10 protein-coding genes and 1 pseudogene are annotated in these 12,840 nt (G+C 42.6%); 3 read left to right on the top strand and 8 right to left on the bottom strand.

Going from position 1 to position 12,840, the window contains the following annotated elements:
* Window positions 1-485 precede the first annotated feature (485 nt).
* Window positions 486-3,191 (bottom strand): UxaA family hydrolase, encoded by a 2,706-nt coding sequence (locus tag ACFQ0C_RS03860; RefSeq protein WP_379364146.1) that lies wholly within the window; start codon window positions 3,189-3,191, stop codon window positions 486-488.
* 409 nt (window positions 3,192-3,600) lie between these two features.
* On the opposite strand from ACFQ0C_RS03860, the gene ACFQ0C_RS03855 reads away from it, so the two are divergent.
* Window positions 3,601-3,840: a helix-turn-helix domain-containing protein gene (locus ACFQ0C_RS03855; protein ID WP_379364143.1), complete on the top strand. Its 240-nt coding sequence runs from the start codon at window positions 3,601-3,603 to the stop codon at window positions 3,838-3,840.
* A 14-nt stretch (window positions 3,841-3,854) separates the two neighbouring features.
* Here ACFQ0C_RS03855 and ACFQ0C_RS03850 read toward each other — a convergent pair whose 3' ends face one another.
* From ACFQ0C_RS03850 to ACFQ0C_RS03825, 6 genes are all read right to left on the bottom strand, one after another.
* Window positions 3,855-4,871 (bottom strand): zinc-binding alcohol dehydrogenase family protein, encoded by a 1,017-nt coding sequence (locus ACFQ0C_RS03850; RefSeq protein WP_379364141.1) that lies wholly within the window; start codon window positions 4,869-4,871, stop codon window positions 3,855-3,857.
* A gap of 32 nt (window positions 4,872-4,903) precedes the next feature.
* Entirely contained in the window at window positions 4,904-5,386 is a 483-nt protein-coding gene (locus ACFQ0C_RS03845) for a NanQ anomerase/TabA/YiaL family protein (protein WP_379364139.1), read from the bottom strand.
* A gap of 20 nt (window positions 5,387-5,406) precedes the next feature.
* Entirely contained in the window at window positions 5,407-6,423 is a 1,017-nt protein-coding gene (gene yiaK, locus ACFQ0C_RS03840) for a 3-dehydro-L-gulonate 2-dehydrogenase (RefSeq protein ID WP_379364137.1), read from the bottom strand.
* Window positions 6,424-6,617: 194 nt separating this feature from the next.
* Window positions 6,618-7,913 carry an ABC transporter substrate-binding protein gene (locus ACFQ0C_RS03835; protein ID WP_379364134.1) on the bottom strand — a complete coding sequence of 432 codons (1,296 nt, stop codon included), beginning with the start codon at window positions 7,911-7,913 and terminating at the stop codon, window positions 6,618-6,620.
* 31 nt (window positions 7,914-7,944) lie between these two features.
* Entirely contained in the window at window positions 7,945-8,757 is an 813-nt protein-coding gene (locus ACFQ0C_RS03830; RefSeq protein ID WP_379364132.1) for a carbohydrate ABC transporter permease, read from the bottom strand.
* 17 nt (window positions 8,758-8,774) lie between these two features.
* Window positions 8,775-9,698 carry a carbohydrate ABC transporter permease gene (locus ACFQ0C_RS03825; protein WP_379364130.1) on the bottom strand — a complete coding sequence of 308 codons (924 nt, stop codon included), beginning with the start codon at window positions 9,696-9,698 and terminating at the stop codon, window positions 8,775-8,777.
* A 200-nt stretch (window positions 9,699-9,898) separates the two neighbouring features.
* Here ACFQ0C_RS03825 and ACFQ0C_RS03820 point away from each other — a divergent pair.
* A pseudogene (locus ACFQ0C_RS03820) lies at window positions 9,899-10,090 on the top strand (AraC family ligand binding domain-containing protein); the annotation flags it as partial.
* A 264-nt stretch (window positions 10,091-10,354) separates the two neighbouring features.
* On the top strand, window positions 10,355-10,723 hold the full coding sequence (locus ACFQ0C_RS03815) for a helix-turn-helix transcriptional regulator (protein WP_379364210.1): 369 nt from the start codon (window positions 10,355-10,357) through the stop codon (window positions 10,721-10,723).
* 765 nt (window positions 10,724-11,488) lie between these two features.
* Here the strand turns inward: ACFQ0C_RS03815 and ACFQ0C_RS03810 are convergent.
* Complete coding sequence (locus tag ACFQ0C_RS03810) at window positions 11,489-12,823, bottom strand: hypothetical protein (RefSeq protein ID WP_379364128.1); 1,335 nt, start codon at window positions 12,821-12,823, stop codon at window positions 11,489-11,491.
* Between the last annotated feature and the right edge of the window lie 17 nt (window positions 12,824-12,840).

Raw genomic sequence — 12,840 nt, 5'->3', positions numbered from 1 at the left:
GAGGCGCCGCGGCACCTCCTTCTTTACCATGTATAAAATTTACTTAAAGTAGCTGCTATAATAATCATTTTGGGTAAAAAAACAACCGGGGCTTTCGACGTTTTCTGCTTCGTGGCTTGTTACGATTAAGCAAAACATAAGAAAAGCTTCTGATCGAAGCCCTTCGAAGAAGATACATTCGTGTCTAAGTTGTAGCTTTTCTTGCAATATCAGACTTCTTCAGCTCCGCTGAAAACATATAAAGTCCGATATTATAAAAAAAGAGCGAGCAGAAATATTCCCTCCCGCTCACTCCTTTTCCTATAGAAATCGAAAAACTCGGTATCGAGCTGTCTCCCAAACGAGATTAGCTACTTTTGAGACAGCCAATTTACATAGTTTATTTCGATTCACATAGGGAGTATTAAATTTTGTATGCCACAATGAGGACTTCAGCAAAACTGACTTTCATCTGAAGCCAGAATGAACCTCAGCTTACATCCCGATCACAACGAAACGCCCAAAAATCCGCGTGTTAGTTGAAAATCAACGTTACCCTGTTGATAGAGCCGTGGAGTATAGCTATGCTCAATGACTTGCTTACAACTCTCTAGAATCTGATCGGTCCAAGCAGTGGGATTTCCGGTGAGCAGCAGATCCAAATCATTAGCATAGGTTTGCTGCATAGACGAGTCCGATGCCACTTGAAGCATAGGCACGAACGGATGCGTCTGCATAGGGCGACGATGGACCAGCGCTATAATCAACTCTACTCCCGTGGCTGCTAAGCCAGTGACCGTCTCTACCCAATGCTCGGTTGGTGTTTCCATGATGTGAAAACCGGTTTGGAGAGCATGTTCTCCATAAGCCAATGACGGCTTAACATTGGATGTAGTCAATAAATCCTCACTATAAGCAGACGTTGAAAGCAGCCCGCTATTCTCGGGAACAACCACCATACCCCCTGCGCCGACAATCATTTTTGTCAAAATCGCCAGTTGTTCACTCGCAGCGTCAGTAACTGAACCATCACTTAAAATCCCAATACGCAACGCTTCTAGTCCGGCAGTTTCTTTCGTAATTGGCCCAGCTGCAGACAATTGATCAGCAAACCACCCTTCCACCTTCTGAGTTACCTTATTAATCCCGCCATCAAGTTGAATACTAGCAAAACCAAGACGACTCGGATCAACCCCCATCTCCTCCATCTCGTGGCGCATAAAGTCATTGTGGGTTTTCTCACAGCCATGTTCCAGCAGCAGACAATGCTTGACTAGCGGATGGGTGACATAACCAATCATTGTTCGGGCATACAACTGCTCGGGTTGACCACCCGAATTCCCGCATCCTTCCGTGTGAGCCAAAGCCACAAAACGCGAGAGATGTCCCGGTTGGCCCATCCCCTGTTTGTTCAACCGCAATGAAATCATATTCGCCACCTGACCTGCACATAGACTGGTGGGCAGGATTAATCCGATGTTATCACTGGCCAGACGGTCTTGGTGACGAGTGAATGTAAATCGGATCTGGTCGGTGGCCGCGGCTATATCCGTTCGAATTGCAATAGGTTCCCCTGTCGGTAGAGACGCATTGAGCAAGGTATCCAGTTGGCTCGCATCCGTTTGCTGCCAGTTGCGCCAGATCTGCACCTGTGAGTGGCCAGCTTTCTCACCGACACTGCGCTGACCGGAGGCTATTTGTATAGAATGTTCAAAGGCTTGCTTGCCCAACTCATCCATGGATACGCCCTCCAGATACTGACCGGCGTTGATATCCATATCATTGGCCAGCAATTGGAAGCGACGCGTCGTTGTCACCACCTTGACCGTCGGCACAAAAGGAAAGTTGGTAATCGAGCCGTTACCTGTCGTAAAAAATATCAGGTTGCAACCTGAAGCCACCTGCCCGGCAATGCTCTCAAGGTCATTACCGGGGCTATCCATAAAATAATATCCGGGGTCTTTCATCAACCCGCCGTATTCAATGGCATAGTCAAGGCGAGTGGCCGGGTCTTTCTTGCGGGCAGCACCAATGGACTTGAGGTAAATGTTATAAAGGCCGCGATATTTATTACCACCCGATGGATTTCCTTCAGCGTTAGAGCCATGCCAAGCCGTACGCTCCCTGAATTCTTCTACAAGCGTTAAAAATTTACGGGCGGTTTCCACGTCGCGCACCTTCTGCAAGACATAAGGCTCTGCACCAATTAATTCATCGGTTTCAGCCAAACTGGCAGCGCCGCCGTAGCGTATCAATTCCTGCGCAATCCAACCGAGCAGCGGATTAGCGGAAATGCCAGAAAAGGCATCTGAGCCTCCACATTGTAGTCCAATCTTTAAATTGCTAATAGATTCCGGGGTCCGTTCCATGGCATTTACTATTGGTAACCAATCACGCACAATAGCTTCCCCAATGGTCAGATTATCTTGAAAGCCGCCTTTAATTGATAAGAACCGATGCACCACTTCATCTATTGGATAATTGTGTTCGCGTAAATATGCTTCTACCATCTCGTTGGTCACAGATTCAATCCCATAGTCTACTATTAAGACCGCACCCACGTTGGGATTAACGACAAATCCGGCCAACGTGCGCAGCAATAACTCTAGGTTATTAGGCTGTTCGGTGCCTCCCTCAGTATGCGCCACGGGAACAATGCCCTCAACTTGGGGATAGTTCTGCAGTTCTCCTTGCAGACGAGCTGCAAGCTGCTTGACATAGCTCCCTGTGCGTGAAGTTGTGCCCAACAGAACAATTGTGTTGCGAGTGCCAACGCCGCGCGCTTCACTGCGCCGATAACCCAGGAAGGTGCGCGTATCCGGGTAAGCTGGTAATGCTGGAGCCGGTTGAAAATTCTCCTCGTCGAGAACATATGGATAAACTTGGTCTGCAAAATTGGGCGTCACCGGCAGCGAGAATTTTAACGAACGCACACTAAGCGCGTCTAACACAGACTTGTTAATTACATAACTACCGGGCTGAATGGATTGCAGCGCTACACCAAAGGGTAATTCCCAGGACAGTAAGGCTTCACCAGGAGCAATCGCCTTCACCGCAAAACGGTGGCCCTCCATAACGGTATAATCCAAGGTCAGGGTTTGGTCTTGATAGTAAATGATGGTGCCAGCGTCCAGTTGGCGAGTGGCAACAGCGACATTATCTCCGGGTAAGGGAAGTCTACCGACTTCGTCAAAGCGGTAAGATACGTTCATAGATTTCAAACTCCTTATTTTAGATTTCGCTTGAGTTAAATATAAATCCGTAGCCGCACTGATCTTTAAAGAGTATACCGATCACCGACAGGAATAATTGAAACCGATTACAACAATCGAAACCGAAGCTTGCCTTCAGCACATGTTCATGCACATATTGTATCATAAATTGAAGTAATTGGATGGCATTTTCAGTACATGGGGAGGTTCAGCTATATCTTCGAGAAGTTCAGCTTTTCCAGTTAACTCATCAAACCTTCTGGTAACAGCCTCTGTTTTCCAATCCTGACTATATATCATATTAACTCTCCCAAAAAAGATGAATATAATACGCAATAGCGTACCACCATAAAAATGATTAGATGGTACGTTATCGCGTATAGTCAATATTCAGTTTGGGAGGTTCCAAATGTCAAAGAAGGTTGTCGTAAAAATACCCCAACTACTAAAAGAACGCGAAATGTCTTTACGTGAGTTGTCTCGTCTGGCGGACGTTAGGCACGCCGCATTAAGCGAGCTTTCAAACGGAAAACGTTCGAATATTAATTTTGCACATATAGAAAAAATCGCTGAAGCTTTAGGCATCAGCGATATTCGTGAGATTCTGGAGCTAGTTGAGGTTGGGGACGGTATTCCGCCAAGTTCCTAATTAAAGCTAGTTAACTATACCTCCAAAATGACCTTTCTCACATCGTTCGGATGAGTCTCAATGAGTTCAATCGCTTGATGAATTTCTTCCATTCGGAAGCGATGCGTAACGAAAGATTTCGTATCTATTTTCCTATCATTAAATAAGGTAATCACTTCAGAAAACTTATCTGACTGTAAGCGGGAGCCCACGATAGTCAATTCTTTCTTCGTAATCGGCAGCTGAGGAATCTGTGACGGAGTATCACTGAATCCAAGTACCACAACGCGCCCTGCTACGGAGGTATATTCCACTGCCTGTTCAAACGTCTTTGTCGTACATACTGCATCAATGGTTACGTTCGGGCCCAATCCTCCAGTAAGGGCGAAAAGTTCCTTGCGGATATCGTCCTTGCCAGCATTGAGCGCATAATCTGCTCCCAATTCCAGAGCATAAGCGAGTTTGGCATCACTCAAATCAGAAATAATGCAGATGGCACCTTGAATTTTGGCTATCTGCAAGGCACATATGCCGATGGGTCCGGCACCCATAATAAATACGGTATCGCCTTTTCGCACATCTCCGCGCCATACCGCCTGAGCTCCGATCGTAAAAGGTTCAACCAGAACCCCTGTCTGCCAATTCAGGTCCCCTGCAATTTTATGAACGTTTTTTTCCGGAAGCACTATATATTCCTGATAACCACCGTCCAAATGAACTCCGTATACCTGTAAATGTTCACATACATTTTTTCGTCCAGAATTACAGGCATAGCAATTCCCGCAAGTCTGTATCGGTTCCAACACAACCTTATCTCCTACAGAAACACGCTCAACATTCGCTCCTACTTCCACGATTTCACCCGTCACTTCGTGGCCAATAATTCGCGGATAAGTAGCAACAGGGGAAGTCCCGTGGTAAATATGCATATCCGAGCCGCAAATCCCTACCATTTTCACTTTCATAAGTACTTCATTCCCATTATGGATTTGCGGCTTTTCTTTCTCAATAATCTTAATTTCACCCGGTTTTATAACTTGTACCGCTTTCACAGCATTCATCCCTCTCTGCCATTTTGCCGAGATTAATTTGGAATTAACAACTTTTTATTCACTTTCACAACTACTTTTTTTATATTTGCACCACCATTTCTACTGCAACCGGGTCTATGCAAATCGGAAGGAAAAAATATAGCAAACATCCCAGGATATAACACCAGATCCATTTCCCCTTTTATTTCTTCATATAGCGCGTAATCTTTAGTTTCCAGTTCGTTTTCGACAATGACGTTTTCTCTCGATTCCCTAGCGAAACCGATAATCTCCTCATCGCCGCTAATCAGGTACTGGACATCGATGTACTTGGAGTGACATTCAGCTCTTCTCTCAGACTTAACCACTGTACTTATTTCTTGAACGACAGCAAACAAATCATCTCCATCGATTTCATACTTCCCTGCAGTTAGTTGAACCAAATCCGTGTTTTTGATGTACTCCATTGCTTTTTGAAAAACGGGTGGGAATGCGTTTCTTTCCTCTGCCCAGCTCATTAAGTCTCCGAAGATCATGGTTAACCTCCTCTTTTCTTTTATAGATCTAATAAGGTCTGCCAGATTTTTTCATCAACAGGTATCCCTTTTTCCAAGTTCGCTTTTCTTGTTTCCACTGTGCGTTCTCCCGGAAAAGTAACCTTACCATCTATTTCAGCAGGTTCTGCCTGATGTAAATACTCTACTGCCTCGTTGACCGTATTTTCGCAAAATAATTCACCTGATATGACAGATGGGTCCATGGCAATAAATACTTGAGAGCCTCCATAACCGGAAATCCCGGGCTGAGGTTTTAACTCATCCATTTTGCGGGTAGATAATCCCCCAGATAGCAATGCAGCTATTAAATCCAATAAAATGGATAGCCCCGATCCCTTCCAATATCCGGTAGGTAAAATGCGCATCGATTTCTCAATCGCTGACGGATCTCTAGTCAATTGCCCATCGTTATCAAACCCGCCATCTACGGGTAAAAGTTCATTTTTCAATCTTGTCACCTCTAATTTGCCATAAGAAAACTGTGACATAGCCATATCTAATACAATGTTGCCTGATTCTCTCGGAACCGCTAGAACAAAGGGGTTATTCCCAATTTTTGTTTCTTTTGCTCCCCATGGAGGCATACATGATTCCGTATTCGTCCAGCACATTCCTATGCATCCAGCATCAGCAGCCTGCCAACCGTAACTGCCTCCGCGCATCCAATGGTTCGTATTTCTAATCGTTACGATACCGACCCCACTTTCACGGGCTATTTCGATGGCACGCTGCATGCAAAATTTTGCGTTTAAATTGCCTGCGCCGAGGTTTCCATCATATCTTTCCATCATCCCGAAACTATCTATTTTTGTAGGAACCGCATGAATATCGACCAAGCCCTTTTCAATATAATCCACAAAACGGGGAACCCGGTTTAAACCATGGGAATACACGCCTTCCAGACTTGCTTCTGCAAATAATACAGCGCATTCCTCTGCGCGGTTTTTGGTAAACCCTTTTTTTAGCAGTACCCGCACGATCTCATCTTTCATTGTTTCAAAAGGTACTCTTTTCATATTCCAACTCTCCTTCTATCTTTATTTAACTTATTGCTGCTATTTCACTGTATAAGATTTAGAGAACGCTAGAAATATATTATGTTATTGTATTTGTAATATATCACTGTGACTTGACGTCCAATACCAGGGTGACCTTATCTTTCTAAAAAAAAGACATGCGCGCAAAATCCCGCATGCTTTTCATTTCCAGCTTATTTTTTATAATATCCTCTAGATTCCAACAATTTTTGAATATTCGCATTTGTTTCATTTAGTGCATCTTTGGGGGATTTTTCTCCCGCAAGAGCTTTTGAAATACCATCGGTGATCATTTCCTGAATGCTAGGCCATTCCGGTAAATTCGGTTCCAGCTTAGCCCGATTGATCGCTGCTTCAATATAGGGGAACTCAGGACGTTCCTTAATCAATTCGGGATCTTGTAAAACGGACTTTACCGGTGGAACTCCCCCCGCAAGCGCATACCTTTTCGCACCTTCATTTGTAACCCATGATATGAATTTATAAGCGGCATCTTTCTTTTTGGATGCGGAGTTTATGGCGATCGACCATGCATGGATGAATGAAACTCCATCGGGCACTTGCGTGACCGCAAACTTATCGAACACTTTCGGAGATTTAGTTTGATCTTTCAATTGAGAGTAAGCTGCGTTCCATTCAACGGCCATCGCTACCTTCTCATTTTGAAACGCTGACAGAACTTCAGGAAACTCGTAGGTGGTTGCATCCGGAGGGATCACCTTATCTTTTCGAAAATTATCGACTACAAAAGAGAGCGCCTTTACCCCTGCTTCACTATTTAGAGTCGGCTTCGTATCTTTATCAAACAATTCTCCACCCATAGCCCAGAAATACTGATACCATTCCTTAGGTTGTGTATATCCTCTCTTACCTTGGAAGGTGGTACCGAATTCGGTCGGGGACTGCGGATTCTTACTTTTCGTAAACTTTTCTGCAAGCTTGGCATACTCATCCCACGTTTTGGGTGGGGTTGGAATTAAATCCTTTCGATAAATTAATAACATGGTGCTCAGTTCAAGCGGCATTGCATAAGTCTTTTCTTTATATTTGACGGATTGGACGGATGCAGGTAAAAAGCGGTCCAAATTCGTACCGGTTTTTGCCATAAAAGGACCGAGATCCTCAAACTGTCCTCCAGCGGCAAATTGTCCAACATAATTATTAAGCACTAATGCTACATCAAGGCCTTCATCTTTTCCGAGCAGTTGGGTAGATACCTTTTGCAGATAGGCATCGCGCCCTATTTCCTGAACGTTTACTTTGATACCCGTTTCTTTTTCAAAGTCAGGCCCCAATTTGTTCAATGAATTGTACAAAACGCCCGACTGTGCAACAACTGTAATCGTCTCCCCCTTCGCGGCGGCTTGACCGCTTGTTGTTGCAGATGTTGAAGGCTGACCCGGCGCTGGCGCACATCCGGCAGTAATGAGTACAATTGTTGAAGCTCCAAGCATCATTTTTTTCCACATTGCAATGCCCCCCTTAAAGAATAATATATGATCATTTCACAGCACCCATCGTAAGCCCTTTAACCAAATGCTTTTGGATAAGAAGTGTGAAAATAAACAACGGAATCATCAGCATTGTACCTGTAGCGGTAACGGGTCCCCAAAGAATAGCTTCCTGCGTGACAAAATTGGCTGCCATGACTGGTAATGTTTTAGCATGTGTACCTGTTAAATTTAAGGCGAATAAAAATTCGTTCCAAGAATTCATTGCTGAAAAAATAGCGGACACAGCAAAACCGGGTTTCGCTAGCGGCAGCATAATCCTCCACATGGCGCCAAAACGTGAAGTCCCGTCAATGGACGCTGCCTCTTCCAAACTTTCAGGAAGTTCTTTCAGAAAACCCCACATCAGCCAGATGACAAAGGGCAAATTAAATGATGTGTAGGCCAAAGTGAGTGTAAATAAATTATCAGTTCCTCCAAATTGGCGAAATATGACGAAGAATGGAACAACCAGGACGATAGGCGGAAACATCTTAGTAAAGAACACTGTGAAGCTGATCCACTTCTGACCCTTTATCCGGAATCGGGCAAGACTGTAACCCGCTAATGTACCTACAGTAAGCGAAAGTACCGTTGACATTACGGTAACAATCAGCGAATTCAGAAAATAGTAGACAAACGGTTGTTTACTAAATACGATCAAGTAGCTTTCAAATGTTGGTTGAAACATCCAGACAGGTGGGATTTGAAAAGCCTGTACCGGAGTTTTAATCGAAGTAAACATCACCCAGAATATCGGGAATAAAAATATGATCAAAGCTATGCCGACATACCCGTATACCCATCCATTTTTGCGAAGCATGAGCTTCCCCCTCTCTCTTATTTTTCCGAATACAAGGATCGGATGGCAAACCAACATATAATCCCAACAATGACCGTTAATACGATCGCTAATGCAGCACCATATCCAAAGTCGAAATCGACAAATGCTTTTCTATGCAAAAGAATGGAGGTTGTTTCCGTTGCAGTACCAGGACCGCCTCCTGTCAAAACAAAAATCTGATCGAACACTTTGATGGATCCTGCCGTCCGCAGAACTAACGAAACGATTATGATCCTCTTCATTAATGGCAGCGTTACATGACAGAATGTTTGCCATGCGGTAGCTCCATCCATGTTTGCCGCTTCAAAAGGCTCATTTGGAAGCGATTTCAATCCGGCGAGTAAAGTAATGAACATGAAAGAAGTCCATTGCCAAGTATCCACCATAATGATAGACGGGAGGGCGAGCGAATTCGAGCTCAAGAGCGCCAGCTTCTCGAAGCCTAACAACGTTAACATATAATTAAAAACACCAAAATTATAATCAAAGATGAATTTCCACATTAAACCTACAACAACTGGCGTGACCATCATGGGCAGGACCAGTAAGGTCGTTGCAATTCCGTGCCCTATCTTCATACGATTTACTGCTAAAGCCAGGGTGAAACCGAAGAACAGCTGCAAGAAGACGCCAACTCCCACATACATCGCTGTGCGAAACATTGACATATAGAAGCTCTTATCTTGAAATACATCCAGGATGTGCTGCAAGCCAATAAATGGCGGATCGGTTAACGTAAAAAATGTCCAGTCGTGAAAACTGAGATAGAACGTATACCCTACAGGATAAAAGAAAATCAAAACCATAATAGTGAAAGCTGGAATTAACAAAATAAACCGAATTCTCTCGTCCAGCCAGGTCAATATACTTCCTTTACCAAGCGCCCTATTAGATGCGGGCATTGTCTTATTTTGTTGCATATGCTTTCTCCCCTAGCTAACCTGAATTAAGTTACCGCTTCGAAACCATTACATGTGATTAGTAAACGCTTTCTTGAATCTACTTTCTTCGACTTGAATGCTGTTCATCTTTGAATCGATTATATGGTATTTGGATAGTAATCAGAATATATTATATAATTGTATTTGTACTATATCACTATTATAAAGTAGGTAATCTAATGGAACTTTCTGTATGGGAAAACATGTTTCCACAGTTTGCATACGTAGCCGATCGAAGATGTACACCAAACTGGCAGTTTCAGGGACCTAAAATTCATGATAAACATAATCTTATTCTAGTTTACGACGGAGAGGCCGAATTCACTTGCAACGATCAAACATTTAGGGTTTCCAGAGGTGATCTGGTGTATTATAAGCCTAGTGATTTTCGGCTAGGACATACTTTCCCTGACCGTCTAATGAAATGCTTCACAGTGGATTTTCTGTACACCTGCCCAACTTTGACCAATAATGAATGGGAATTTCTGAATGTTAATCTTCCCTTTTCAACGGTTGAAAAAATTAATGACGATTTCCTTTTTTCGCGACTCTTGGATTTGTTCTCCAACTTCACAAGAACTTGGTTATCAGGGAACCACAATAAAACTCTTCGAGGAAGAGCTATTTTTCTAGAAATGCTCTCTTTGCTGTTACAGTGGAAATGCGGCAGTAATTTTAATTATGATAAGGTACGCAAAGTCGAGAAAGTGATCAATTATATGACGGAATATTTCCCGAACCCATTAACACTGCAAGAAATTGCAGATCAAATAGGGATAAGTCCATCGTATCTTGGAAGTATCTTTAAGGAAGTAACCGGAACGGCTCCAATTAATTATCTTGTAGATATCCGGCTGCGCAAAGCAAAAGACCTGTTAAGAGACGGGTATTCCGTTACCGAGGCGGCAGAAAAGGTTGGTTTTAACGATGTTTTTTACTTCAGCAAGTGTTTTAAAAAACGTGAGGGAATGAGTCCGACGCAGTATATTTCGGGGGATGTTTAGAATTGAGTTGATGTGGGAGAGCAGAAAAAGGTTTGAAGAGATTATCGAGAAGGAAATCGAAGAAAAGCCGAGCGAGAATCAGGACAAATGCCTGAAAATCGGTCGGCTTAGCAGCAACCTTTAAGTGCTCAGTGGCAGACTTTGTGGTACATGGGTGAACATATTTGCTACAGGGTGCTGTCGCCAATCACTCCAGTTTGTACTAAAACCGGTCCAAGCCGGTCCCTCCATCGCCGAAGGAAGTTCCGCCTCAAGCCCAGATTGACGAAATCTACACCCAGTCGTCAATCTGCTGCTGATAAGCTCGAAACGATTTAACAATTAAATAGGGACGTGAATATCTGTCATCCTATTTCGCTCCCAACTCCCACACTTATCCAAAACCCTTATAGATCAAAGAGCAAACAGCGCTTGTACATGCACTGTATGCGGGAGCATGTGGGAGTTGTTTGGGTTCTGTGTTAGTTGGTTAAATCCCTTGATTTATAAGGAGTTTAACCATAACCTATTGCTGCATTTGTTTGAGTTTGATTACTTGTTGACGATGTTCGTCAACAAGGCGTCAACAAATAATAATAGTATTGCATATACAGAAGAGGTCTAATCGCTGCCAAGGTTCATCTACCCGTTATCTCTGGTTATTGGAAAGTCTCGGAATCCTTGTCTTGTCTGAGCTTTCGGCGTTTTATGTTATATTTCTGGTTATCGGTATAATCGGAGCATTCTCAATTGTTTGTCCGGGAACCATATACACAGAAAACTCCTTTATTCTCTCGATCTCGTTATTCTCCTATAAAGGTCAGGATTTAATTTTTTTCCTTGCTGCCAGTGATTGTCTAAATAACTAAACCAAAATTGAAGAATGTTTCTTAAATCAACTGCTGACCTATTTTGCATCATTTTTATATAATACGGCGAATTACATATTAAACCCGCCAAAAGTCGTTTGAAGGTCAAAAACCTTTGTGTGGTTATTCCAGGAGAAAAATCTTCGTTAAAATCGTGATAGACATCCGCCCCACCATGAACAAATTCCGATCTCCATGTATATATACTATCTACAAGCAATGAACTGTCTTCTGGGGCTATACCTGGCAATTTTACAAGCCTTGGAATTAAAAAGGATAATCCCGCTCGTTTATGATCCAAATTTTCTAATAAAATAGTTTCAGCAGCTATCGTTAAATGTAGTAAAGGCAAACCAATACCTTCAAAAACATCTTCTCTTTCTTCAGACTCAATGGCTTTTTTAAAAAACTTTAATCCTTTATAAAACCTTAATGTTAGTGCTTCTGAAATTCCGTTGCCAATCAAAGCATTGTATGCTTTTTCGAATAACAATAATTGCCTTCTATCTGAAAGCCAGTCGAGGTCAATATTACATTCAGCGTTGAATCGAAAAGGAATACGTCTAATTTGCCAATCATCCTTTCCGTAAAGCATCATATGTTTGGATTCATGTACGTAATCATACTGAAAATCAATTGGCATTTGAAAGCTAGGGTAAATTCTCCCCCAATAAATCGCTTGCAATATACAATTTGCATAAAAAGCAATTCTACGAGCATTTTGCTCAACATCTCGATGCTGACCGCGTACTCTCACAGCTAATAGCGGGTGATTGAAAAAACCTGAAGACCTGCTTTGTATTGTATACCTCATTCTTTCCTTAGCTTTTTTCAAGGAAGTTTTTCCGATTAATCTCAATACTTTTGCTTTTTCTTCAAAGCTTCCAGCAATAAAGACAAAGTCTTTAAATCTAATTGTTGAGGTTAAATGTGCATTATTTAGGGGAAATAACACCCATTGCTCAGTAATATTCGCCTGTAAGTTTTGTTGAAGAGTAAGTAAAAGATTATCAGCATCAGCAATGTTATAATTAGCCTTGTTATTAACATTTGGATCTAGTACATATGAACAAAGTAAATGCTCGGTTAGCTCCGGCTCAAAGATATTATTAAAATTAGAATGCACCGCTAGTTTCTCTAATAAATTTTGTAATGGCCTATCGTCCACCATGTTCAATTGGTCTGGATCAGTCACATTATTCCTTTTGCTATAATAAAGAAATGCAATTGCAAATGGTCTTAAAGATCTCATATAGCCATCCTTATATA

The organism is Paenibacillus sp. GCM10027630 (genome assembly GCF_042676305.1).
Classification (GTDB): domain Bacteria; phylum Bacillota; class Bacilli; order Paenibacillales; family NBRC-103111; genus Paenibacillus_S.
The sequence above is the reverse complement of the archived record's forward strand: the minus strand, read 5'-3'. Positions and strand labels throughout refer to the sequence as shown.